This window comes from Microbacterium sp. NPDC091662, assembly GCF_044756705.1.
Lineage (GTDB): Bacteria > Actinomycetota > Actinomycetes > Actinomycetales > Microbacteriaceae > Microbacterium.
Window position 1 is genome coordinate 2,052,995 of the sequence record NZ_JBIVTM010000001.1, and the last position, 24,538, is coordinate 2,077,532.

Annotated in this window: 20 protein-coding genes; 11 read left to right on the forward strand and 9 right to left on the reverse strand. The window is 69.2% G+C overall.

Annotation, left to right across the window (positions count from 1 at the left end):
• Window positions 1-137: 137 nt before the first annotated feature.
• Entirely contained in the window at window positions 138-407 is a 270-nt protein-coding gene (locus tag ACIQLD_RS10080) for a hypothetical protein (RefSeq protein ID WP_402607878.1), read from the forward strand.
• 23 nt (window positions 408-430) lie between these two features.
• Here ACIQLD_RS10080 and ACIQLD_RS10085 read toward each other — a convergent pair whose 3' ends face one another.
• Window positions 431-1,333 carry an ROK family protein gene (locus ACIQLD_RS10085; protein ID WP_402607879.1) on the reverse strand — a complete coding sequence of 301 codons (903 nt, stop codon included), beginning with the start codon at window positions 1,331-1,333 and terminating at the stop codon, window positions 431-433.
• Window positions 1,330-1,890, reverse strand: a complete 561-nt coding sequence (gene pyrE, locus ACIQLD_RS10090; protein WP_045263963.1) for an orotate phosphoribosyltransferase — start codon at window positions 1,888-1,890, stop codon at window positions 1,330-1,332. Before pyrE ends, ACIQLD_RS10085 begins: the two co-directional genes overlap by 4 nt.
• Window positions 1,891-1,927: 37 nt before the next feature.
• On the opposite strand from pyrE, the gene ACIQLD_RS10095 reads away from it, so the two are divergent.
• Together ACIQLD_RS10095 and ACIQLD_RS10100 are read left to right on the forward strand one after the other, a co-directional pair.
• Window positions 1,928-2,773, forward strand: coding sequence for an exodeoxyribonuclease III (locus tag ACIQLD_RS10095; protein WP_402607880.1), 846 nt, complete (start codon window positions 1,928-1,930; stop codon window positions 2,771-2,773).
• An 11-nt stretch (window positions 2,774-2,784) separates the two neighbouring features.
• The gene (locus ACIQLD_RS10100; RefSeq protein WP_402607881.1) at window positions 2,785-3,594 is read left to right on the forward strand and encodes a Cof-type HAD-IIB family hydrolase; all 810 of its coding nucleotides are present in this window, start codon (window positions 2,785-2,787) and stop codon (window positions 3,592-3,594) included.
• A 3-nt stretch (window positions 3,595-3,597) separates the two neighbouring features.
• Here ACIQLD_RS10100 and ACIQLD_RS10105 read toward each other — a convergent pair whose 3' ends face one another.
• The 4 genes from ACIQLD_RS10105 to ACIQLD_RS10120 form a co-directional block, all read right to left on the reverse strand.
• On the reverse strand, window positions 3,598-5,610 hold the full coding sequence (locus tag ACIQLD_RS10105) for a collagen binding domain-containing protein (RefSeq protein WP_402607882.1): 2,013 nt from the start codon (window positions 5,608-5,610) through the stop codon (window positions 3,598-3,600).
• A gap of 149 nt (window positions 5,611-5,759) precedes the next feature.
• Window positions 5,760-6,413, reverse strand: coding sequence for a dihydrofolate reductase family protein (locus ACIQLD_RS10110; protein ID WP_402607883.1), 654 nt, complete (start codon window positions 6,411-6,413; stop codon window positions 5,760-5,762).
• Entirely contained in the window at window positions 6,410-7,102 is a 693-nt protein-coding gene (locus ACIQLD_RS10115) for a winged helix-turn-helix transcriptional regulator (protein ID WP_402607884.1), read from the reverse strand. The genes ACIQLD_RS10110 and ACIQLD_RS10115 overlap by 4 nt, the downstream gene beginning before the upstream one ends.
• Window position 7,103: 1 nt before the next feature.
• Window positions 7,104-7,541: a VOC family protein gene (locus ACIQLD_RS10120; RefSeq protein ID WP_402607885.1), complete on the reverse strand. Its 438-nt coding sequence runs from the start codon at window positions 7,539-7,541 to the stop codon at window positions 7,104-7,106.
• A gap of 153 nt (window positions 7,542-7,694) precedes the next feature.
• Here ACIQLD_RS10120 and ACIQLD_RS10125 point away from each other — a divergent pair, with 153 nt between their 5' ends.
• The 5 genes from ACIQLD_RS10125 (at window position 7,695) to ACIQLD_RS10145 (ending at window position 13,167) form a co-directional block, all read left to right on the forward strand.
• The gene (locus ACIQLD_RS10125) at window positions 7,695-8,960 is read left to right on the forward strand and encodes a sensor histidine kinase (protein ID WP_402607886.1); all 1,266 of its coding nucleotides are present in this window, start codon (window positions 7,695-7,697) and stop codon (window positions 8,958-8,960) included.
• Window positions 8,957-9,637 (forward strand): response regulator, encoded by a 681-nt coding sequence (locus tag ACIQLD_RS10130; protein ID WP_402607887.1) that lies wholly within the window; start codon window positions 8,957-8,959, stop codon window positions 9,635-9,637. Before ACIQLD_RS10125 ends, ACIQLD_RS10130 begins: the two co-directional genes overlap by 4 nt.
• Window positions 9,638-9,691: 54 nt before the next feature.
• Window positions 9,692-10,864, forward strand: coding sequence for a benzoate/H(+) symporter BenE family transporter (locus tag ACIQLD_RS10135; RefSeq protein WP_402607888.1), 1,173 nt, complete (start codon window positions 9,692-9,694; stop codon window positions 10,862-10,864).
• Window positions 10,865-11,197: 333 nt separating this feature from the next.
• Window positions 11,198-12,082, forward strand: a complete 885-nt coding sequence (locus ACIQLD_RS10140) for an ABC transporter ATP-binding protein (RefSeq protein ID WP_402608519.1) — start codon at window positions 11,198-11,200, stop codon at window positions 12,080-12,082.
• Window positions 12,079-13,167, forward strand: coding sequence for an ABC transporter permease (locus ACIQLD_RS10145; protein WP_402607889.1), 1,089 nt, complete (start codon window positions 12,079-12,081; stop codon window positions 13,165-13,167). Before ACIQLD_RS10140 ends, ACIQLD_RS10145 begins: the two co-directional genes overlap by 4 nt.
• A gap of 136 nt (window positions 13,168-13,303) precedes the next feature.
• Here ACIQLD_RS10145 and ACIQLD_RS10150 read toward each other — a convergent pair whose 3' ends face one another.
• Window positions 13,304-16,789, reverse strand: a complete 3,486-nt coding sequence (locus tag ACIQLD_RS10150; RefSeq protein WP_402607890.1) for a proline dehydrogenase family protein — start codon at window positions 16,787-16,789, stop codon at window positions 13,304-13,306.
• A gap of 135 nt (window positions 16,790-16,924) precedes the next feature.
• Between ACIQLD_RS10150 and ACIQLD_RS10155 the strand changes: the two genes are divergently transcribed.
• From ACIQLD_RS10155 to ACIQLD_RS10165, 3 genes are all read left to right on the forward strand, one after another.
• Window positions 16,925-17,833 carry a LysR substrate-binding domain-containing protein gene (locus tag ACIQLD_RS10155; protein ID WP_402607891.1) on the forward strand — a complete coding sequence of 303 codons (909 nt, stop codon included), beginning with the start codon at window positions 16,925-16,927 and terminating at the stop codon, window positions 17,831-17,833.
• Window positions 17,834-17,953: 120 nt separating this feature from the next.
• The gene (locus ACIQLD_RS10160) at window positions 17,954-18,541 is read left to right on the forward strand and encodes a nitroreductase family protein (protein WP_402607892.1); all 588 of its coding nucleotides are present in this window, start codon (window positions 17,954-17,956) and stop codon (window positions 18,539-18,541) included.
• 72 nt (window positions 18,542-18,613) lie between these two features.
• Window positions 18,614-20,890, forward strand: coding sequence for an ATP-binding cassette domain-containing protein (locus tag ACIQLD_RS10165; RefSeq protein ID WP_402607893.1), 2,277 nt, complete (start codon window positions 18,614-18,616; stop codon window positions 20,888-20,890).
• An 88-nt stretch (window positions 20,891-20,978) separates the two neighbouring features.
• Here ACIQLD_RS10165 and ACIQLD_RS10170 read toward each other — a convergent pair whose 3' ends face one another.
• On the reverse strand, window positions 20,979-23,189 hold the full coding sequence (locus ACIQLD_RS10170; protein ID WP_402607894.1) for an ATP-dependent Clp protease ATP-binding subunit: 2,211 nt from the start codon (window positions 23,187-23,189) through the stop codon (window positions 20,979-20,981).
• A 123-nt stretch (window positions 23,190-23,312) separates the two neighbouring features.
• Window positions 23,313-24,512, reverse strand: coding sequence for a bifunctional phosphopantothenoylcysteine decarboxylase/phosphopantothenate--cysteine ligase CoaBC (gene coaBC, locus ACIQLD_RS10175; protein WP_402607895.1), 1,200 nt, complete (start codon window positions 24,510-24,512; stop codon window positions 23,313-23,315).
• Between the last annotated feature and the right edge of the window lie 26 nt (window positions 24,513-24,538).

Below are 24,538 nucleotides of genomic sequence, written 5' to 3' on the forward strand. Positions count from 1 at the left end.
CAGGATCGACGCCGTCGACGAGAAGCTCAGCGCGCGCATCGACGCGGTCGCGGCCGATGTCACCGACCTCAAGATCTCCGTCGCACGCCTCGAAGGGCCACCGCGACACCTGCTCACCGCAGGAAAAGGATGAGACCGTGACCACCGAGACCCTCACGATCGTCCTCAGCGCAATCGGCATCGTGCTGACCCTCGGCACCAGCCTCTTCGCCGCCGGCGCCTGGATGATCCGCCGGTTCGACGACCGCTTCGACACGGTGGAACAGAAACTGACCGACCGCATCGACGCCGTCGACGAGAAGCTCAGCGCGCGCATCGACGCGGTCGCGGCCGATGTCACGGACCTCAAGATCTCCGTCGCACGCCTCGAAGGGCCACCGCGACACCTGCTCGCGGCGCGCGGCTGATCAGCGCGTGCGGACGGACCTCGTCAGCGGAGCACGAGGGCGGCAGCGCCGATGAGCGGCCCCTCGTCACCCAACCCTGAACGCACGACGCGGGTCCGGCGAGAGTACTCATGAGCCGCGCTCGCGGTGAGCGCCTGCTGCACGAGGTCGATGTAGTCCGAGGACACCCGAGAGAAGCCGCCGCCGATGGCAACGACGTCGAGGTCGACGAGGGTGGCGGCATCTGCGAGAGCCTCTCCCACCTCGCGCGCAGAGCGCTCGATCGCCGCCCGCGCGATGGGGTCACCGGCAGCCGCGTCCCGGGCGAGGTCCTCGCCGGTGGCGCCTGTCCATCCCTGCTTCTGCGCCCACGCCGCGCTCGCCGGCCCCGAGGCGATCTCCTCGAGCGTCAGCCCGCCTTCGCGGCGGACTTGACCGAGGTGGCCGGCGTTGCCGGTGGCTCCGGGGATGTACGCGCCGTTCGCGACGAAGCCCCCACCGACTCCGGTCGAGACGACGATCGACAGCGAAGCGCCGGCACCCTGCGTGGCGCCGAGCCACGACTCGGCGAGTGCGAGCGCACCGCCGTCATGGCCGAGCACCGTCGGCACGTCGTTCCCCATGACGGTCGATGCCGCCGCACGGACGGAATCCTCGAGACCGAAACCGCGTGCCAGGGGCATGTTCACCGGCATGATCGCGCCGGCGGTGCGGTCGATGGGGCCGGCGCTGCCGACTCCCGCTCCGACGAGCTCGGCGTCCGCGGGCAGAGCCGCGAGAGCATGCTCGACGATCGCGACCACCGATGCGTCGAGCGACTCGAGTGTCGCTTCGCGACCGGTTGCCTGCCGGCTCCGGCTGCCCTCGACGAGCAGACCGTCTTCCGCGATGAGCGCGGCCTCCATCTTCGTGCCGCCGACGTCGACGGCCAACGCGTAGCGCGTCACTGCGGGTCGAGCCCGAGGTCGTCGAGGTCGAAGGCGGCGCGCCATTCGAGACCCTCGGCTTCGATCGCGGCCTGCGCCCCGGTCTTGCGGTCGACGATCACGGCGACGGCGACGATCTCGGCGCCTTCCTTGCGCAGGGCTTCGACGGCCTTGAGGGCCGACTGCCCGGTTGTCGAGGTGTCTTCGAGCACGACGACGCGCTTGCCCTTGACGTCGGCGCCCTCGATCTGGCGCCCGCGGCCGTGGTCCTTCGGCTCTTTGCGCACGACGAACGCGTCGAGCGGGGTACCGGCGGCGACCGACGCATGCAGCACCGAGTTGGCGATCGGGTCGGCGCCGAGTGTGAGCCCGCCGACGGCCACGACGTCGAGGTCGCCGATCAGATCGAGCATGATGCGGCCGATCGCGGGAGCGGCACGGTGGTCCAGCGTGAGCTTGCGCATGTCGACGTAGTACGTCGCCTGCTTGCCGCTGGAGAGGGTGAAGTCGCCGTGGAACACCGCCTCATCCTTGATGAGGTCGAGAAGCGTCTGGCGGTCTGCGTCGAGTGCGGTCACGGCATCCAGTGTAGGAGGTGGGCCCTAGGCTGGACGCATGCGCTTGGCCACCTGGAACGTCAACTCCATCCGCACCCGCGTCACCCGCACCGTCGAGTTCGCCGTCCGAGAAGACATCGACGTGCTGGCGATGCAGGAGATCAAGTGCAAGCCCGAGCAGTTCCCTTACGGCCCGTTCGAAGAGGCCGGGTATCACGTCGAGGTGCACGGCCTGAACCAGTGGAACGGCGTCGCGATCGCGAGCCGCCTGCCGGTCACCGATGTGCGCACGTCGTTCGACGGCATGCCGGGCTTCGCGAAGGGGCATGAGGGGCCGGATGCTCCGCTCGAGGCTCGCGCGCTCGGCGTGATGGTCGACGGGGTCCGGGTGTGGAGCCTGTACGTGCCCAACGGCCGTTCGCTGGAAGACCCGCACTACGCCTACAAGCTGCACTGGCTGGAGCAGCTGAAGAAGTCGACCGCCGCCGAGCTGTCGGCGAACCCCGACCTCCCTCTCGCCCTGGTGGGCGACTTCAACATCATCCCGTTCGACGTCGACAACGGCGACCCCGACATCGTGATCGGTCGGTCCACCCACGTCTCGCCGCAGGAGCGCGACGCGTTCTTCGCGTTCCAGGATGCCGGGGTGACCGACGTCGTGCGCCCGTTGATCCCCGAGGGCTTCACCTACTGGGACTACCAGCGCCTGAAGTTCCCCCGCAACGAGGGTGTCCGCATCGACTTCGTCCTGGGCTCGCGCACGCTGGCCGAGGCCGTGAAGGGCGCGTCCATCCACCGCGACGAGCGCAAGGGCGAACAGCCCAGCGACCACGTTCCGGTGGTCGTCGACCTCGATTTCGGCGGCGCGGATGACGACGACGACATGCCGATGATCTTCTCCTGAATGCCGACCCCGTGAGTGTGCGGCTGATCGCCACCGATCTCGACGGCACCCTTCTCGACTCGACCTCGGCGGTCACCCCGCGCACGCGAGCAGCCCTCGACGCCGCGCGGGAGCGCGGCATCCACGTCGTGCCGGTCACGGCGCGCCAGCCGATCGGTCTGCGTGCGATCGCGGCCGACGCCGGGTTCGACGGGTGGGCCCTGTGCAGCAACGGCGCCTACGCGGTGCGTCTCGACGACGGGCGGATGCTGTTCGCCGAAGAGCTTCCCGCTGACACGATCCGCTCGCTCGCCGAGGCTCTGCGCGCGAGCATCCCGGGGCTGCTGTTCGCGAGTGTGCGTGACGCCGGCGAGACGTTCGTGGCCCAGGACGGCTATGCGGCCATCGCCGCTCTCGCCGACCACAAGCGCGACCCCGCCACGATGGGCGGCGTGCCTCTGGAGCAGGTGCTCGCCGCTCCCAGCCTGAAGTTCGTGATCCGACACCCCGAGCTCGCGCCCGACGCGCTGTTCGACGTGGTGCGCTCGCTCGGACTCACCGGCTTCGAGGCGACGCTCTCCGGAGCCCCGTTCGTCGAGGTCATGGCCGAGGGCGTCACCAAGGCCACCGGCCTCGCCCGGCTGTGCGAGCACCTCGGCATCGATCGCGCCGACGTGGTGGCCTTCGGCGATGCGCTCAACGACGTCGAGATGCTCCGCTGGGCAGGTCACGGGGTCGCGATGGCCGATGCCGAACCCCTCGTGCAGGATGCGGCCGACGAATCGGCCGCATCCAATGACGAGGACGGTGTGGCGCAGGTGATCGAGCGGCTACTCGGCTGAGACTCAGCTCTCGACGCGGCGACGCCGCACGAGCAGCCCGCCCATCACGGCCACGATGACCCCGAAGGCGACGAGCGCAACCGGGGCGTCCGCGCCGGTTGTGGCCAACCCGCCTCCGGGCACCACCGCACTTCCGCCGGCCTGACCCCCCGTACCCGCACCTGTTGCCGCGGTGACGGTCAGCGCCGTGCTCGCGATCACCGTCGTTCCCGACAGCGCCACCAGGGTGTGCGCACCCGCGGGTGCGGTCGCCGGGATACGCAGCGTGCCCTGGAGTGCACCATCTGCGTCAGCCGTCAGCGTGCCGAGCGCGATCGGATCGGAGTGCAGCTCGAACGCGATCGTCGCTCCCGGCGTGAACCCGGTGCCCGAGATCGTGATGTCGTCGCCGGCCCGGATCGAACCGACTCCGAGACTCACGACCGGCTGCGGCTCGGGGGTCTTGTCGACCGTGAGCGCGAAGTCGATACCGCTCCTCACCTGCGCGGGCGCCAACGAGACAGGCGTGGCCTCCGCAGCGGTCGCGACTCCATCGAAGAACTGCGGCTTGGCGGTCGTCGTCCCGTTCGCGAACTCGACCCTGGCCTTGACCACATAGGTTCCTCGCGGGATATGCAGTGTGTAGGCGCCGGTCGTCGCGTCGGCACGAATGCTCCGGACGGCATGCCCATCGCTCCACGCTTCGACCCAGATCTTCGATGCTTCGGTGGAATCGATCGTCACGGTCCCACTGATGGTGGCGATGGGCTCGAGAGCCGCGTCGATGCCAGTGACCTCCTGACGCGCCGCCACCGTGATGGTCTTGGCGGTCTCCCAGATCGCCGCATCCTCCCAGTACTCTTCGGCGAGGCCGGGCGACAGGAACCGCACCTTGTAGGTCCCGGGGGCGACCGCCACACGGTACGTGCCATCGATGTTCGTGTTGTTGTTCGGCAGGTCGTTGCCCTCGTTGACGTCATAGAGCATCACACGCGCCTGCAGGGGCTGGCCGTCGGCACCCCGCGTCACGGTGCCGCTGATGTACCCCGCGACCACGAGCGAGGCGTCGATCCCTGTGACCGTCTCCTTCTCGCCGACCGGCACATACTTGGCGTAGCCCCATTCGTAGACGCCATCCCAGTACTCGGCCAGTAGTTCGGGATCCGTCGACGCGAACCGCACGCGGTACGAGCCGGTGGGGAGTCCGCCGAGGGTGTACTCCCCCGATGCTCCTGCCGTCGACGCCGCCACGATCTCGTTGTTGCTGTCGAGAGCCTGCACCTCGGCGCCGGCGATCGCGGAGCCGTCGTCTTCACGGGTCACGATGCCCTGGATCGACCCGCCCTGCACGAGCGAGGCATCGATCGCAGAGACCGCTTCCCCGTCGCCGACGACGACCGGGGTCGCCTGCGAGTAGTCGGAGGCGTCCTTCCAGTACTCGCGCTTCAGGTCGGTTCCCTCAGGGAAGAAGCTCACGACGTACGAGCCCGCGGCGAGATTCGGCAGCGTGTACGCGCCCGTCGAATCCGTCGTGACCGAGGCCGTCGTCGGGCCATCCGTGGTCACACTGACCCCGACGACGGGCGTACCGTCGTCTTCCCGCGTGACCTTCCCGCTGATGGATGACGTGTGCGCGGCTGCGAGCGCGGCGTCGATTCCGGTGTGGGCCGATCCGTTCGTCACAGTGATGCGCTGCGCACTGAGAAGGTCTCTGGCGTCGTTCCAGTACTCGGTGACGAAGTTGCCCGCCAGGTCGGAGAACCGCACCGTGTAGTCGCCGTCGCCCAGACCCTCGACCATGTAGCTGCCGCTCGCATTGGTGGCGATGACGAACTGTGTCGTGTCGCCATCGCGCTGCGCCTGCACCAGCATTCCCCGAAGCGCCGATCCGTCGACGGCCGATGTCACCGTCCCGGCGATCGAACCGGTGACGACCGGATCGTCTGCCGCTGCGGCCGCCGTCACACCGCCGAGAGCGAGAGCGAGAGCCGCCGCTCCCCCGAGCACCGCACGAATGAATGCGCGTCGTCGCGCCATGTTCCCACCCTCCGATGAAGGACGACGCAGCGAAGCTTGTCGCGGTCGACCTCGAGCCAGTGCCGATCGCACGGCAACGTTCCCCTCAAACCTAGGGGTACAGCACATAGGAAGGGAATAGTCGATACACGGGAGTTACCCCCTCGTGATCACTCGAACGTGCCGACCTCCGGCACCCGATCCGTGCGACCGTAACGGAGGAGTGCCACTCCGGCCTCGTCGGTGATCGGCGCCTCCAGCAGACGCAGCACACTCGGCATCGCGTCGTCGTCGAACACCTTCTTGCCCGCGCCGAGCAGAAGCGGATACACCCAGAGGTTGAGCTCGTCGAAGAGTCCCTCCGCGAGCAGGGTGTGCACGAAGTCGATGCTGCCGATCACGTGCACCTCACGGTGAGTCGCCCGCATCTCTGCGATCTCGGCAGCCAGATCACCGCCGACGCGCGTGCTGCCCTCCCAGTCGAGAGTGAGATCGGCATCCCGTGTCGCCACGTACTTCGGCACCCGGTTGAAGAGCGTGCCGATGTCACCCGACTCCCCCTCGGTGTGGTGCGGCCAGTACGACGCGAAGATGTCGTAGGTGCGACGCCCGAGCAGCAGCGCGTCGAGTCCGCGCATGCCCTTCTCGATCTCGGGGCCGACCCCCGACGAGGGGTATCCCGCCTGCCAGCCGCTGAAGCGGAAGCCGCCGGAGGTGTCCTCGTCGGTGCCGCCCGGCCCCTGGGCGACACCGTCGAGGGAGGTGAAGAGGTCGATCAGGATGCGACCGGGTGCCTGTTGTTCATCGGCATATTGGTCATTCATGTCGTGCTCCCTACTGTCATTCGTGCGATACGGAAGGTGTCGGCGAACGAGTCCAGCAGGGATTCGTCGCCACGGACGACCGCGACGACGTCCTGCGCGATGGCTTCTGCCGCCGTGATGTCGCCGCCGATGAGACGACGGATGCCGGGGCCGGCGACGATCACCGCGTCCGGAGGCCCCTCGGGAAGACGCCCGCCGACCGGCGGGGCCGGTGGTGCGAGCTGCGCGACAAGGAGTTCGCCGTCGCGCACCGATGCACGCAGGGCGACATCGCCGACGTGGAGCTCGTATTCGGCGTCAGCAGCGGACTCCGCCTGGAACGCCGTGCGCAGCGCCATCGTGAGAGAGTCGGGGGTGACGACGTCACCCTCCTCCGGGTCGCCCATCGCCTGAAAACCCCAACGACCGAGCGCGAGCATGATCGGCTCGAACGAACGGCCGTAGGGGGTGAGTTCGTACACGAGCCCGCAGTTCAACAGCGGCACACGTCGCACGACCCCACCCTCCTGCAGCTCTTTCAGTCGCGTGGACAGGATGTTGGTGGGAATGCGCGGCAGGCCCTGCTTGAGGTCGGTGTACCGGCGCGGCCCGACGAGCAGATCGCGCACGATGAGCAGCGCCCACCGTTCCCCGATCAGCTCGACGGCCGTCGTCACACCGCAATACTGGCCGTAGCTGCGCGCCGCCATGTCAGGCCGAGGCGGCGGTGTCGGCCACGTGGTCGGGGCCGTTCTCGATGGCTTCGGGCGTCATGTAGAGGAAGCCGAGCGAGTTGCCGTCGGGGTCGTCAAGGTCACGCGAGTACATGAAGCCGTAGTCCTGCACGGGCTTCGGCTCGGTGCCGCCGGCCGCCAGCCCCTTCGCGAGGATCGCATCGACCTCGTCTCGCGAGTCCTGGCTGAAGGCCACGGAGACCTGCACGACCTCGTTCGGGTCGGCGATCGGCTTGTCGGTGAACGTGGCGAAGAACTCGCGCTTGAGCACCATGAAGTAGATGTCTTCGCTCCACACGATGCACGCGGCGTTCTCGTCGGTGAACTGCGGGCTGATCTCGCAGCCGAGCGCGGTGTAGAACGCCTTCGCGCGCTCGAGGTCGCTGGTGGGCAGGTTGACGAACACCTTGGTCATGATGACTCCTCCGGAGATGCGAGCCCATCGGCCGACGGACCCTTTCGTGACTAGCTTGCAAAAAACAACCACACTTGTCAATAGCAAGTAGCGATGATTCGGTCCGCCGTGCGGGGGATGCGGCCGGAACGAGTCCCGCCCTACGGTGGAGGGATGCCCGCAGCCCCGTTCCTCCGCACGCCGACTGAGCGCGAGCGGCGCAGCGACATCCTGCTCGCCGCCGTCATGTTCGTCGGAGCCGTGCTGAGCGCTGCGCTCTCCTCGATCGCTGAGATGTACGGCGATGAGCAGGCGCCGCTGTGGACGGCCCTCGTGTATGCGGCGGTCGTCACCGCTCCCCTGGCCGTCCGCCGCCGCTGGCCCGGCACGGTCGCCGTCATCGTGGTCGCCGCCTACTTCACTGCCGTGACCATCCGCATCCCCGAGATCTACGTCGGCAACATCGCGATGTTCATCGCCATCTACACCGCGGGTGCCTGGATGAACAACCGTCGCCGCGCGATCATCGTGCGCGTCGGGATCATCGTGAGCATGTTCGTGTGGCTGCTGATCACGATGTACCGCGATGCGATCCGCGAAGCCGACAAGGCCGATGTGATCGCCGGAGCCATGTCGCCCTACGTCGCCTTCATGCTCATCCAACTGCTGCTGAACGTGCTCTACTTCGGCGGGGCGTACTACTTCGGCGAGCGCTCCTGGGCTGCGGCCAGCCAACTGGCTGTCCTCGAACAGCGCACGGCCGAGCTCGAGCGCGAGCGCGAGGTCACGGCGGCCCAGGCGGTCGCCCTCGACCGGGTGCGCATCGCCCGCGAGCTGCACGACGTCGTCGCCCACCACGTATCGGTCATGGGCGTGCAGGCAGGAGCCGCACGCCTGATGCTGGAGCGGGATCCGGCGGAGTCCGCGCGCATCCTCACCGGGATCGAGGGGTCCGCTCGCGACGCCATCCACGAGCTGCGGCAGCTGCTGGAGACTCTGCGCACCCCCGGCGGAGAGACGACCGATGCCGCCTCGACTCTCGCCCTCGACGACATCGCCGAACTCGTCGACGCCTCGACGGAAGCGGGACTGCCGACCGCCTACACGGTGATCGGCGACCCGACACCCGTGCCGTCCCTCGTCGCCGTGAACCTGTACCGCATCGCGCAGGAATCGCTGACGAACGCCCGCCGTCACGCCGGCCCCGATGCGACAGCCGACGTGCGCGTGCGCTACGACGACGACGGCGTCGAGGTCGAGATCGTGAACACGGGGCGACCGGTCGCCCAGCTGCGGCCCGGACTCGGCCAGTTGGGGATGCGGGAGCGCGCCGCCGCCTCCGGAGGCACGCTCGAGGTGACCCCCCGGCCGTTCGGCGGCCTGCGCGTACGCGCCCGTGTGCCCATTCCCGTCGCGAGCGAATCGAGCAGGAACCGATGAACGATCCGATCCGCGTGCTGCTCGTCGACGACCATGCCCTGCTGCGCGCCGGCTTCCGCACGATCCTCGACACCCAGCCCGACATCGCCGTGGTCGGGGAGGCGTCGTCCGGCGCCGACGCCGTGGCACAGGCATCCGCCCTCCGTCCCGACGTCATCATGATGGACGTGCAGATGCCCGACATGGACGGCATCGAGGCGACCGGACGCATCGTCGCCGACCCGGCGGTCGACGCGGCGATCGCGATCGTGACGACCTTCGATCGCGACGACTACCTCTACCAGGCGCTGGATGCCGGGGCCAGCGGTTTTCTGCTCAAGAACGCCGGCGCCGAAGATCTGATCGCGGCCGTCCGGGCGCTCGCCGCCGGCGACGGGATGCTCGCCCCCGAGGTGACCCGGCGGGTGCTGGCGCGGTTCGCCGCGAAGCCCGCTCCATCGGCGGTGCCGACCATGAGCGAGGCCGTCCCGAAGGTCGTGCTCGCCGAACCTCTCACCGAGCGCGAGGCCGAAGTGCTGACGCTGCTCGCCGATGCACGGAGCAACGCCGAGATCGGGCAGGCCCTGTTCATCGGCGAGGCCACCGTGAAGACGCACGTCTCGCGCATCCTCCAGAAGCTGGGCGCACGGGATCGCGTGCAGGCGGTCGTTCTCGCGCACCGAATGGGTCTCGCCTAGCGCGACACCCACCCGGTCTGCGGGGTCCTCCGGCTCCGCGATACCCTCGGAGCCATGCCCGAAGCCGCGCCCCTGTCCCGCCCGATCCTGGCGGGGGTGGTGACGGCACTCGTCGGATTCACCAGTTCGTTCGCAGTGGTGCTGACCGGGCTCGACGCGGTCGGGGCGAACGCGGCGCAGGCGGCCAGCGGGCTCCTCGCGGCCAGTCTCACGATGGGTCTGGCCTGCGTGGTGCTCGCGTGGCGGTACCGGATGCCGATCACGGTCGCCTGGTCGACTCCGGGAGCCGCCCTGCTCGTCGCCACCGGCACTGTCGAGGGCGGATGGCCGGCAGCGGTCGGCGCGTTCCTGGTGACCGCTGCACTCATCCTGCTCACCGCGCTCTGGCCGGCCCTCGGCGCGCTGATCGCCCGCATCCCTCCGTCGATCGCGCAGGCGATGCTCGCCGGCGTGCTGCTGCCCCTGTGCCTCGCCCCGATCACCGGGATCGTCGCGAACCCCTGGGGTGTGGTGCCGGTCGTGCTCACGTGGCTGGTCTTCGCACGTCTCGCTCCGCGTTGGGCGGTGCCACTCGCCTTCGTCGCCGCCGCCGTCGTGGTCGCGGTGTCGCTGACGATGGAGCATGCAACGTTCGACCCCGCGCTGCTGCTCCCGCGCCTCGAGTTCACTGCACCCACGTTCACGGTCGGCGCGCTCGTCGGCCTCGCGCTGCCGCTGTTCATCGTGACGATGGCGTCGCAGAACGTGCCGGGCATCGCGATCATGCGCAGCTTCGGGTACGAGGTGCCGTGGCGTCCCGCCATGCTCGTCACCGGTGTCGGCACGGCACTGGGCGCGACGGCGGGCGGGCATGCCATCAACCTCGCCGCGATCAGCGCCGCCCTCGCCGCATCCCCCGACGCCGACCCCGACCCCAAGCGGCGGTGGGTCGCCGGGGTCTCGACCGGGGTGTCGTATCTCGTGCTCGCGGTGTTCTCGGCCGCCTTCGCCGCACTCGTGGTGCTCGCGCCGACCGCCGTGATACCGGCGGTCGCGGGTCTCGCGCTGTTCGCCGCTTTCGGCTCGTCCGTGCAGCAGGCGATCGACGAGCCGGGCGAACGGATCCCCGCCGTGGTGACCTTCCTCGTCGCCGCATCCGGCATCGCCGTGCTCGGAGTCAGCGCCGCGTTCTGGGCCCTCGTCGCCGGGCTCCTCGTCCGCACCGTGCTCCACACCGCACGCCCCTGACCCCCACACCTTCACTCTCCCACTCCCTCTCCCACTCCCTCTCCCACTCCCACTCCCACTCCCTCTCCCACTCCCACTCCCCCTCCTCCCCTTCCCCTCTCCTCACCCCACCCGCACACCCCACCCTCTCCCGTTGAGTGCACCGCTTCTCGTCGAGCGCACGACTTGTCTGCGTCTCCGTCCCGTGCACTCGGCGAGATCCCGTGCAGTCGGCGAGATCCCGCGCGCCCTCCCCCGCGCGCCCTCCCCCGCGCGGCTGATGCCGCGGAGTCCGCCGCAGGGGGGATGCCCCAAGGCAGCCCTGCTCCGTAGCGTGAAGGCATGACCACAGGAATGCTCGAACTCTCCGGCATCACCAAGAGCTACGGCTCTCGGCGCGTGCTCGATGACGTGTCCTTCACGGTCGCCCCCGGGCGACTGACGGGCTTCGTCGGCGGCAACGGCGCCGGCAAGACCACCACCATGCGCATCGTCCTGGGGCTGCTGTCCTCCGACGGCGGCCGAGTCGACCTGGACGGCGTTCCCCTCACCGCCGAGGACCGCCGCCGCTTCGGCTATATGCCCGAAGAGCGCGGTCTCTACCCCAAGATGAAGGTGCTCGAGCAGATCGTCTACCTCGCCCGCCTGCACGGCTTCGGCAAGCATGAAGCCACGGAGCGCGCGACGGCCTTGCTCACGGAGCTCGGGCTCGGCGAGCGGCTGAACGACACCATCGAGTCGCTCTCGCTCGGCAACCAGCAGCGCGCGCAGATCGCCGCCTCGCTCGTGCACGACCCCGAGGTACTCATCCTCGACGAGCCGTTCTCGGGCCTCGACCCGCTCGCGGTCGACGTGGTCGCGGGCGTGTTGCAGTCCAGTGCCGCCAAGGGTGCCTCCATCCTGTTCTCCTCCCACCAGCTCGACGTGGTCGAGCGCCTGTGCGACGACCTCGTCATCCTTGCCGGCGGCACGATCCGCGCCGCCGGTTCCCGCGATGCACTGCGCTCCGAGCACGCCCGCGACCGTTACGAGCTCGTCTCGGCCGGCGACGCCGGATGGCTGCGCACCGAGCCCGGTGTCACGGTCGTCGACTTCGAGGGCGGCTACGCGCTGTTCGACGCCGACGGCCCCGAAACGGCGCAGCGTGTGCTGCAGTCGGCCGTGCAGCGTGGCGATGTCGCCAGCTTCGCCCCCAAGCATCCGTCCCTCGCCCAGATCTTCAAGGAGGTCATCCAGTGAGCGCCCCCACCCCCGTCCGCGCCTCGAACGGCATCTGGCTCGTCGCCGAACGCGAGATCGGCTCGAAGCTCCGCAGCAAGGCGTTCCTGATCTCCACCGGCATCCTGCTGGTACTCGCGCTCGCCGGTATCATCCTCGGCGGTTTCGCGAGCAAGAACACCGATGCGATGCCGGTCGCAGCGACCTCGGAGACGGCAGCAGCCGTCTCCGCCATCCCGAACGTCGAGGTCACCGAAGTGGCCGACCAGGCTGCCGCCGAGAAGCTCGTGCGCGACGACGAGGTCGACGCTGCGGTGCTCCCGGGCGACGGCCCCTCGGGCTACACGATCGTCGCGCTTCAGGAGGCGCCGGGTTCGCTCGTCTCGGCCCTGTCGATCACTCCCGAGGAAGTGATCCTGGAACCGGCGACCACCAACCCGCTTCTGCGGTACTTCATCGCGATCGCCTTCGGTCTGGTGTTCATGATGGCCGCGGCGACGTTCGGCGGCACGATCGCGCAGAGCGTCGTCGAAGAGAAGCAGACCCGCGTGGTCGAGGTGCTGCTCTCGGCGATCCCCGCGCGCACACTGCTCGCGGGCAAGGTGATCGGCAACACGGTGCTGGCGATGGGGCAGATCCTCGCCCTGGCGGCGGTGGCCACGATCGGGTTGATCGTCACGGGTCAGCGCGAGGTGCTCACGACCCTCGGGGCGCCGATCATCTGGTTCGCGGTGTTCTTCCTGTTCGGCTTCATCCTGCTTGCGGCGATGTTCGCTGCCGCGGCGTCGATGGTCTCGCGTCAGGAGGACATCGGTTCGACGACCACCCCGATCACGATGCTGATCATGGCCCCGTACATCCTGGTCATCGTCTTCAACGACAACCCGCTGGTGCTGACGATCATGTCGTACGTGCCGTTCTCGGCGCCGGTCGGCATGCCGATGCGACTGTTCGTCGGCGAGGCCCAGTGGTGGGAGCCGCTGCTGAGCCTGGTGATCCTGCTCCTCAGTTGCGTCGCGGCGATCGTGATCGGCGCCAAGATCTACGAGAACTCGCTGCTGCGCATGGGCTCCCGAGTCAAGCTCTCCGAAGCCCTGCGCGGCTGACCCCCGTCTCACCCACCCCGCCCCGCAAGGGTGCGAAAACGGAGACGATCGCGCTCGTCGTCCGCGTGTCGGTGCATGACACGCGGACGGCAGCGTCGATCGTCTCCGTTTTCGCTTCCGGGAGCGAGAGCCCGGGTCAGATCACGCCGTCGGCGAGGGTGGTCGGGTTGCCGAAACGGTGGTTCGTGATCGATACGGCCTGCTCGTGCAGGAACGGCAGCATCTCCACCCGGCCGGCACCGGTCACGGCGTGCGACCAGACCGCCACATCGGGGCTTCCGTCGAGCGCCTCGTGGAGAGCTGCGGCGTCGCCGCCGACCAGCCGCACACGGTGCCACGAGTTCGCCGCCTTGGCGTAGCGCTTGGTCCACGCCGCATCCGACTCGTGCTTCACGGTCACCCCATGCGCCCGCAGCGCCTTCTCGATGCGTGAGGGCAGAGCCGGTGCCGACACCGTGAACGGGCTGCCGCTGCGCAGGGCGGCGGCGAGCACGCGGATGCCGTCGACCAGAGGGGCGTTCTCTGCGATGCGCACGTCGACCGCGACCGGACGGTAGCGGAAGAGGTTGCGCTCGACCCCGAGCCCGGACTTGTCGCTCACCGCACCGAACTCGTCGACCCAGGCGCGCTCGTCGGATGCCGCGGCGCGGTGCAGCCATTCCGCCTCGGCCGCGTCGACCTCTGAGGCGGTCGCGTCCAGCAGTGCGCCGACCACCGGCACGACGGCCGCGCTCGGCGCCGCGGCCGGAAGCTCCGCAGGAGCCCACTCTCCGAGACCGAAGAGGTAGTTCGGGCCTCCGGCCTTGGCACCCGCGCCGACCGCCGAGCGCTTCCAGCCGCCGAACGGCTGACGCTGCACGATCGCGCCGGTGATGCCGCGGTTCACGTACAGGTTGCCGGCCTCGACGCGGTCGAGCCAGGTGGCGACCTCGTCGGAGTCGAGCGAGTGGATGCCGGCTGTGAGGCCGTAGTCGACCGCGTTCTGCAGGCGCAGGGCCTCGTCGAGGTCCTTCGCGTGCATGATGCCGAGCACCGGGCCGAAGAACTCGGTCAGGTGGAAGTACGAGCCTTCGCGCACACCGGTCTTCACACCGGGCGTCCACTGCTTGCCCTCGTCGTCGAGCTTGCGCGGCTCGACCAACCAGCGCTCGCCCTTCTCGAGCTTCGTCAGCGCTGTGAGCAGCTTGCCGTTCGCGGGCTCGATGATCGGCCCCATCTGGGTGGCGGGGTCATCGGGCAGGCCCACGCGCATCGAGGTCACGGCGTCCACCAGCTGGCGCTCGAACCGCTTCGAGTCGGCGACCGATCCGACGAGGATCGCGAGCGACGCCGCGGAGCACTTCTGCCCGGCGTGGCCGAACGCGCTGCGGGCCACATCAGCGGCCGCCAGGTCGAGGTCGGCCGACGGCGTCACGATGATCGCATTCTTGCCACTGGTCTCGGCGAGCAGCGGCAGGTCGGCGCGGAACGAGCGGAACAGCTGCGCCGTCTCGTACGCACCCGTGAGGATCACGCGATCCACCGCGGGACCGGCCACGAGGCGCGTGCCCAGGTCGCGCGAAGCGAGGTCGACGAGCGCGAGCAGGTCGCGCGGCACTCCCGCGGCCCACAGCGCCTCGACCATCACCGCGCCGCAGCGCTGCGTGAGCTTGGCCGGCTTGATGATGACGGCCGAGCCGGAGGCGAGACCCGCGAGCACGCCACCGGCGGGGATGGCGACAGGGAAGTTCCACGGCGGCGTGACAACGGTGACCTTCGAGGGCACGAACTCGGCGCCGGAGACGGCCTCGAGATCCTTCGCGCGCTCGGCGTAGTAGTGCGCGAAGTCGATGGCCTCGCTGATCTCGGGGTCAGCCTCGGCGATGGTCTTGCCCGCCTCGTGAGCCATGATCTCGATGAGCTGACCACGGCGCGCGGCGAGCTCGTCTCCCGCGCGGTGCAGCACGGCGGCGCGATCGGCGGCCGGGAGCGCTGCCCACTTCTCGGCGGCGGCGGTCGCGGCGGAGAAGATGCCGTCGAGCTCGGCATCCGTCTCGACCTTGGCGATCGCGATGGTGTCGAGGCCGAGCGTCGATCCCACCGAGCGGCGCAGGATCTCGCGACCCCACGCGCGGTTCGCGGCGATCGCCGGATCGGTGTCGGCCTGGTTCTCGAAGCCTGTGGTGGTTCCGGAGGACGCATCGGCGTCGGAATCCAGAACCGTACGGTCCTGCACGCGATGGGGACCGGGGACGAACCCCGCCTCATCGGTCGCGAGCACGGCCAGCGAGCGCTCGAAACGCTCCCGTTCGCGGGTGAGCAGCGTCGGGTTCGAGGCCAGCTCGAACACGGCCGACATGAAGTTCTCGGGGCTGGCGTTCTCTTCGAGACGGCGCACGAGGTACGCGATCGCCACGTCGAACTCGGCCGGGTTCACGACCGGCGTGTACAGCAGCAGGCGGCCGACGTCCTTGCGGACGGCCTCGGCCTGACCGGTCGCCATGCCCAGCAGCATCTCGTACTCGACGAGCGGATCGGCGCCGGACGGGTCGGCGACCCCACGCGCCTGGGCGAGCAGCCAGGTGTGGGCGATGTCGAACAGGTTGTGGCCGGCGATGCCGATGCGCACGGCGTCCAGACGTTCCGGTGTCATGGCCCAGTCCAGCACCCGCTTGTAGTTGGTGTCGGAGTCCTGCTTGGTGCCGTAGGTGGCGAGCGGCCAGCCGTGGATCGCCGCGTCGACCTCTTCCATCGCCAGGTTCGCGCCCTTGACGACGCGCACCTTGATCGGCGCTCCACCCTTCGCGCGACGCGCGGCGGCCCACTCCTGCAGGTGCTGCATGGCACCGAGGGCGTCGGGCAGGTAGGCCTGCAGCACGATGCCGGCTTCGAGGTTCTCGAGCCCCGGCTGGTCGAGGATGCTCGTGAAGGCCGCGATCGTCAGGTCGAGGTCGCGGTACTCCTCCATGTCGAGGTTGATGAACTTGGCCTTGCCCTTCGCCTCGGCCTTCGCGGCGAGCTCGTAGAGCGGGGTGAGCTTCTCGACCACATCGGCCACGGCCTCGTCGAACGACCACATCGACAGCTGGCTCACGACGCTGGAGACCTTGATCGAGACGTAGTCGACGTCGTCGCGGGCGAGGAAGTCGCGGGTGCCCTGCAGGCGGTGTCCCGCTTCGCGCTCGCCGAGCACAGCCTCGCCGAGGAGATTGAGGTTGAGGCGGTTGCCGCTCTTGCGCAGCTTCGCGATCGCGGGGGCGAGCTTGGAGGGCGTGGCGTCGAGCACGAGGTGCCCGACCATGGCGCGCAGCACGCGACGAGAGATCGGCACCACCACACCGGGGAGCTTGGGAGCCCAGAAGCCGCCCGTCTTGATCGCGGCGCGCAGGTAGCCGGGCAGCAGCGCCGGGGTGATGTCGCTCAGCTCGGCGAGCTTGCGACCGGCGACGCGCAGGTCTTCCGGACGCATCACGCCGTCGACGAAGCCGACCGTGAACGCGAGTCCGTTCGGGTCTTTGAGCACCTCGGACAGGCGCTGGGCGGCCGGCTCGACGGGGTGCGTCTCGCTCTCGACGAGCCAGCGCTTCACCAGGGCGGCGACGTCTTCGGTGCGGGGGGTGGTGGTGTCGGCGGCGACAGGCATCGGTGGGACCTTCCAAGAGAGCGCACACCGGGGTTTCGTGTGCGGGCTGGTTCATTGTCCTGCCGCTCGGTAGGCTCCGTCTATCAACCGATTTGCGTGGATTCTGTTCACTCAAGCTGAACGAAGGATGCGGGCGTGCTCGACGTCAACAGATTGCGGATGCTGGTGGAGCTCTCGCGCCGCGGAACGCTGTCGGCGGTGGCCGACGCCCTCTCGTACAGCAAGGCCTCGGTGTCGCAGCAGCTGAGCGCCCTGGAGCGGGATGTCGGCGTGCCACTGCTGCGTCGCGTCGGGCGCGGCGTGCAGTTCACCCCGCAGGGGAACGTGCTCGTGGCCGAGGCCATCGGCATCCTCGACCAGCTCGAACACGCCGAGGTCGCCGTGGCCGAATCGCTCACCGAGGTGACGGGAACCGTCGGCATCGCGGTGTTCCAGTCGACGGCGCACTCCCTCCTCCCGCGCGCTCTCGAGGCACTCAGGGATCGGCATCCGGCGCTGCGCGTCGAGGTCACCGAGTGCGACCCGGAGACCGGGCTGGTCGGAGTGTCGAGCCGCGACTTCGACCTGATCCTCGCCGAGCAGTACCCGGGGCACACCAGGCCGATCCACGCCGACCTCGACCGGGTGATGCTCGCGCACGATGCGATCGCGCTCGCTCGACAGCCCGGAGCACCCCGGCATGCCGATGCGCTCGCCGAGCTCTGGTCCACCCGCGAGGAGCCGTGGGTGCTCGAACCCGCCGGCACCGCCTCGCGCGCCTGGGCCGAGCAGCTCTGCCGCACCGCGGGGTTCGAGCCCGACGTGCGCTTCGAGATCGCCGACCTCACCGCGCACGTGCGACTGATCCATGCGGGGCTCGCGGTCGGGCTGCTGCCGGAGCTCGTGTGGGCGGGCGACACCCCGACCGTCGATCTGGCACCCCTCCCCCACGAACCACGCCGCGAGATCTTCTCCTCTGCGCGGCGGGTGTCGGCCGATGCGCCGTCGATCCGCGCGGTCCGCAGCGCGCTGGCCGACGCGGCGTCGCACAACCTCCCGGTCTGAGCGAACAGCGCCCGGAGCCGACACAGAGGAACCCACCGGGAATATGCATGCACATGCATCTGTTCTGTTCCGTGTACCCGGACGAAGGAGTCCGATCCACTCCTTCTGAAAGGCACTTCTGTGAGCACTCCCGTCATCGACCGCACCGCACCGACCGAGCACCCCGTGCTCGACGTCCTCGCCGGCCGTTGGAGCCCCCGCGCCTTCGACGCGCAGAGCTCGATCGACGAAGCCAAGCTCGCCACTGCCCTCGAAGCCGCCCGGTGGACGCCGTCCGCCAACAACACGCAGCCCTGGCGCTTCATCGTCGCCCGCCGCGGCACCGCTCTGCACGCGCAGGTCGTCGACGCGCTGATGGGCTTCAACCAGGCCTGGGCGGGCAACGCCGCCGTGCTCGTCGTCGCGATCGCCGAGACGGCCACGGCCGACGGCACCCCGATCACGCACGCCCTCTACGACCTCGGCCAGGCGGTCGCGCACTTCTCGGTGCAGGCGCACCACGACGGTCTGGTCGTGCACCAGATGAGCGGCTTCGACCCCGAGGTGGTCCGTGAGTTCGCCGACCTCGAGGCGCGCTTCGTGCCGTTCACGGTCTTCGCCGTCGGCGAGTTCGGCGACATCGAGGCGCTGCCCGAGGTGCTGCAGGAGCGCGAGGTCGCTCCGCGCGTGCGTCGTCCGATCGCCGAGACGGTCGTCCTCAGCGCCTGACCTTCGCGCTCTCGACACCCTCTGCATCGACGGGGCCTCCGGATTGTCCGGGGGCCCCGTTAGCGTGTGCGGATGGACCTCCTCCGCATCACGGGCGCGCGGACGAACAACCTCCGCGACATCTCCGTCGACGTTCCCAAGAAGCTGCTGACCGTCTTCACCGGCGTCTCGGGCTCGGGCAAGTCGTCCCTCGTGCTCGACACGATCGCCGCCGAGGCGCAGCGACTCGTCAACGACTCCTATTCGACCTTCATCCGTGCCCGGCTGCCGCAGATGCCCACCCCCGACGTGCAGGCCATGGACGGGCTGACCTTCACGGTTCTGATCGACCAGCGCCGGTTCACGGGCAACGCGCGCTCGACCGTGGCGACCGCGACCGACCTGGCATCGCTGGTGCGCCTGGTCTTCTCGCGCGTCGGTGAGCCCTCCGCCGGCTACTCCCCCGCCTACTCGTTCAACGACCCGTCCGGCATGTGCCCGACCTGCGATGGGCTCGGCACGGTGTACGACATCGACATCGACGCCCTGATCGACCCCGAGAAGAACATCGACGAGGGACCGGTCAGGTTCAGCCTGTTCCGCCCCGGCGTGTACCGGTGGAAGCGGTTCGCCTACTGCGGGCTGTTCGACCGCCAGAAGCCGCTCAAGGACTACACGGCCGAAGAGATGGACCAGTTCCTCTACGCCGACAAGCTCAAGCTCGACGACCCCGATCCGCGGTTCCCGCAGAGCGCCCGTTTCGACGGAGTGATCACGCGCATGCGCGATGTGTTCCTGAAGCAGCGCCCGGTGAAGATGTCGGCCTCGGTGCGCGAAGAGCTCGACCGACTCGTGACCCGTCACACGTGCCCGGACTGCCACGGCGCGCGTGTCAACCAGGCGGCGCGGGCGAGCCTCATCGACGGGCGCTCGATCGTCGACTGGATGAAGATGCCGGTGTCCGAACTGCACGCGCTGCTCGGCGGCTTCGACGACCCACGGGTGACCCCGGCGGTACAGGGCATCCGCCACGTGCTCGACGCCCTGCTCTCGGTCGGCCTCGGCTACCTCACCCTCGACCGCGAATCGGCGACGCTCTCCGGCGGGGAGGCCCAGCGCGTCAAGATCGTGCGCCACCTCGGCAGCGCCCTCACCGACGTCACCTACGTGTTCGACGAGCCGAGCACCGGGTTGCACCCCGCCGACATCCAGCGGCTGGTGGCCCTGCTGCAGCGGCTGCGCGATGCCGGCAACACGATCCTCGTCGTCGAACATCACCCGCAGGTGATCGCGGTCGCCGATCACGTCGTCGACCTGGGGCCCGGGGCGGGCTCCGCCGGCGGTACCGTGCAGTTCGAGGGCACGCCCGCGGCGCTCCGTGCCGGCGACACCCTCACGGGACGCGTGCTCGCCGAGCCGTTGACGATCGGCACGGCCACTCGGGTTCCCTCGGGCCGCGTCACCGTGCGGAATGCGCGCTCGCACAACCTCCGCGGGTTCGATGTCGACATCCCGCTCGGCGTGCTCACCGCCGTCACGGGGGTCGCGGGGTCGGGCAAGAGCTCCTTCGCGACCGCCGAGCTGCCGCGCCAGCAGCCGGAGTTCACGGTCGTCGGGCAGGATCCGCTGCGGGGCGGAGCCCGCTCGACGACCCTGAGCATCCTGCGCATCGCCGACACCGTGCGCGAGGTCTTCGCCGCCGCGTCAGGGCTCGACCCGTCGTGGTTCAGCTTCAATTCCCGCGGCGCCTGCCCTACCTGCCGCGGACGAGGTCACATCACGACCGAGCTCGCGTTCCTCGACGATGTCTCCCTCCCGTGCGATGCCTGCGGAGGGCTGCGTTTCAATGAGACCGCGCTCGGCGTGCAGGTCGACGGCTCCTCGATCGCCGATGTCCTGGCAGCGAGCCCGGCCGAGGTCGGCGCGCTCTTCTCCGGTCACCACGATGTGGTCGACGCGCTCGACTGGGTGCAGCGCACGGGCCTGAGCTACATCCCGGTCGGACGCTCGCTCGACACCCTCTCCGGCGGCGAGAAGCAGCGGCTGCTGCTGGCCCGACACCTCAGCGACCCGCAACGCGATCGCACCGACCGCATCATCCTCGACGAGCCGACCTCCGGGCTGCATCCGACCGACGTCGACACCATCAACGCCCTCTTCGACGATCTGCTCGACGAGGGGGCGACGCTGGTGGTGGTCGAGCACAACCTGCGCGTGGTCGCGCGCGCCGACCACGTCGTCGACATCGGTCCGGGCGCTGGTTCCGATGGCGGTCAGCTGATCTTCACCGGCACTCCGGCACAGATCTCGCGCGACGACGACTCGCTCACGGGTCGGGCCCTCGCCGCAGCATCTCGCCCGCACCCCTGAAGCAGGGCGCATCAGACGAGAAGAGGGGCCCGCGGATTCATCCGCGGGCCCCTCTTCTGTGCGTTGCTGCGCTCAATCGTGCCGCAGCTCAGTCATCGAGCAGTTCGGCCTCGATCACGTCGTCTTCTTCCGGCTCGGGGTCGGGCGTCGTCGAGGTGAGCACGAGGCCCGCCCCATCGGCCGCCACGTCGACCCGCACCGTGTCGCCGTCGTGCACGTTGCCCGAGAGCAGTGCGGTGGCGAGCTTGTTCTGCACCTCGCTCTGGATGAGGCGGCGCAGCGGTCGCGCACCGAACATGGGGTCGTATCCGCGCTCGGCGAGCCAGGCCCGTGCGTCGGGGGTGACGGCGAGCGTGAGGCGGCGGTCACGCAGCCGGTCATGCAGCTGGTCGACCGAGAGCTCCACGATCTGGGCGAGGTCGTCCTCGCTCAGGGCCGAGAACATCACGATGTCGTCGAGACGGTTCAGGAATTCCGGACGGAACGCCTGCCGCACGAGGGCCATGACCTGATCGCGCTTCTCGTCGGGTGCGAGCACCGGGTCGATGAGGATCGGCGATCCCAGGTTCGACGTGAGGATCAGGATCACGTTCGAGAAGTCGACCGTTCGGCCCTGACCGTCGGTCAGGCGACCGTCGTCGAGCACCTGCAGCAGCACGTCGAACACCTCGGGGTGCGCCTTCTCGACCTCGTCGAGCAGGATCACGCTGTACGGACGACGACGCACGGCTTCGGTCAGCTGACCGCCCTGCTCGTAGCCGACGTACCCTGGAGGCGCACCGACGAGTCGCGAGACCGAGTGCTTCTCGCCGTACTCCGACATGTCGATGCGCACCATGGCGTGCTCGTCGTCGAAGAGGAACTCCGCCAGCGCCTTGGCCAGCTCGGTCTTTCCGACACCGGTGGGGCCGAGGAAAAGGAAGGATCCGGTCGGTCGACCGGGGTCGCTGATGCCGGCGCGCGAGCGGCGCACGGCATCCGACACCGCCTTGACAGCATCCTTCTGGCCGATCAGACGCTTGCCGAGCTCGTTCTCCAGGTGCAGCAGCTTCTCGCTCTCGCCCTGCAGCAGACGGCCGACGGGAATGCCGGTCCACGCGGCGATCACGGCGGCGATGTCCTCGTCGGTGACCTGCTCGTTGACCATGCGGGGTTCTGCCGGAGTCGCGGCCTCGGCCTGCTCGGCCTCGGCGATGTCGCGCTCCAGACGCTTGATGGTCTCGTACTCCAGCTTCGAGGCCTTCGTGTAGTCGGCGTTGCGCATGGCGAGGTCGCGCTGGGTGATCGCGTCGTCGAGCTGCTTCTTCAGCTCACCGACACGGTTCAGCCCTTGACGCTCGCGTGCCCAGCGGGCCTCGAGCTCGGCGAGCTGCTTCTCCATGCCGACGAGCTGCTCGCGCAGCGCGCTCAGACGCTCCTTGGAGGCGGCGTCCTTCTCCCGCTTGAGAGCGAGCTCTTCGAGCTTCATGCGGTCGACCTGACGCTTGAGCTGGTCGATCTCGACCGGAGAAGAGTCGATCTCCATCTTGAGTCGCGACATCGACTCGTCGATCAGGTCGATCGCCTTGTCGGGAAGCTGGCGTGCAGGCAGATACCGGCTCGAGAGCGCGGCGGCGGCGACGAGAGCGCTGTCGGAGATCGTGACCCCGTGGTGCGCCTCGTACCGGCCCTTGAGTCCGCGGAGGATCGCGATCGTGTCTTCGACCGTGGGCTCACCCACGTACACCTGCTGGAAGCGGCGCTCGAGAGCGGCGTCCTTCTCGATGAACTCGCGGTACTCGTTGAGCGTGGTCGCGCCGATCAGGCGCAGCTCGCCGCGGGCCAGCATGGGCTTGAGCATGTTGGAGGCCGCGACCGACCCCTCGCCACCGCCGGCGCCCATCAGCACGTGCAGCTCGTCGATGAAGGTGATGACCTGCCCGTCGGACTCGGTGATCTCCTTGAGGACCTGCTTCAGCCGCTCCTCGAACTGCCCTCGGTACATGGCGCCGGCCACCAGGGCGGAGATGTCGAGGGTGACCAGCTCCTTGTCCTTGAGGGATTCGGCGACGTCGCCGGCGACGATGCGCTGAGCGAGCCCTTCGACGACGGCGGTCTTGCCGACGCCGGGTTCACCGATCAGCACGGGGTTGTTCTTCGTGCGGCGGGTGAGCACCTGGCTGACGCGACGGATCTCGCTGTCGCGTCCGATCACGGGGTCGAGCTTGCCCTCGCGGGCACGGTCGGTGAGGTTGATGCCGAACTGCTCGAGGGCGGACTGCTGGTCTTGATTCTGGTTACCGGTCTGCGGGGTGGTCATGTGCTCCTCCTGGAGATGCTCCTTCTGGTCGTCTCCCGCCTGCCGGATCGGGAGACGGGATCAAAGTTGAGTGATGTTGACTCAAGTTTAACACTCGCCCGCGTTCTCCTCCACTCCACGCGATCAGCGCTCCCGCTCGACGGCGTCCCAGATCGCTGCCGCTACCGCGCGTTTCGACCCCGATGCCACCCCGGCGTCGACACCGCGCGGCCCGAGGATGTGCACGGTGTTCTCTGTGGACTCGAACCCGCGCTCCCACCCGACCTCGTTCACCACGAGCAGGTCGACACCCTTGCGCTGCTGCTTGCCGCGCGCGCGGGCGAGCAACTCGGCTTCGTCCTGCGGAGTCTCCGCGGCGAAGCCGACGATGAGCTGCCCCGGTCGCCGAGCCGCGGCGAGCGCCGCCACGATGTCCTCGTTCTCGATCAACTCGATGGCCGGCACTCCGCCACCCTCCTTGGTGAGCTTGCGGTCCGACACCTGCACCGGCCGGTAGTCGGCGACGGCCGCCGCCATCACGACGACGTCGGCCTCTGCGGCCGCGCGCTTCATCGCCTCGGCGAGCTCGGAGGCGGAACCGACGTGCACGATGCGGATAGACGGATGCCGCGCCTCGGCGAGCACGTCACCGGCGATGTGAGCCGACACCAGGGTCACCTCGGCACCGCGTGCGGCGGCTTCTGCGGCGAGCGCCGCTCCCTGCCGGCCGCTGGAGCGGTTGCCCAGGAAACGCACCGGGTCGATCGGCTCGCGCGTGCCGCCGGCAGACACCACGACCCGCACCCCGGCGAGGTCGCCGGGGGCCAGAAGCGCCTGCGCCGCGGCGAAGATCTCCTCCGGCTCCGACATGCGTCCGGGCCCGCTGTCGCCACCGGCGAGCTCGCCGTCGGCCGGACCGACGATGTGGACGCCGCGCTCGCGCAGCGTGGCGATGTTCGCCTGCGTCGCCCGATTCCGCCACATCTCCGCATGCATCGCCGGCGCGACCAGCACGGGCGCCTCGGTGGCGAGCAGCGTCGTGCCCAGCAGGTCGTCCGCGAGACCCGCGGTGATCTTCGCGATGGAGTTCGCCGTCGCTGGTGCCACGATCACGAGCTCAGCAGCTTGGCCGAGTGCCACGTGCCGCACCTTCGCCACGTCGTCGTGCACGCTCGTGGTGACCGGGTGCCGGCTGATCGCCTCCCACGTGGGCAGGCCCACGAAGCGCAGCGCATCTTCGGTGGGCACCACGGTCACATCATGACCGGCCTTCGTGAGCAGGCGCACGAGGTGCACCGTCTTGTACGCGGCGATGCCGCCCGTGACTCCGACGACGATGTTCACGTCTCGATTCTGCCCCAGCATCCGCC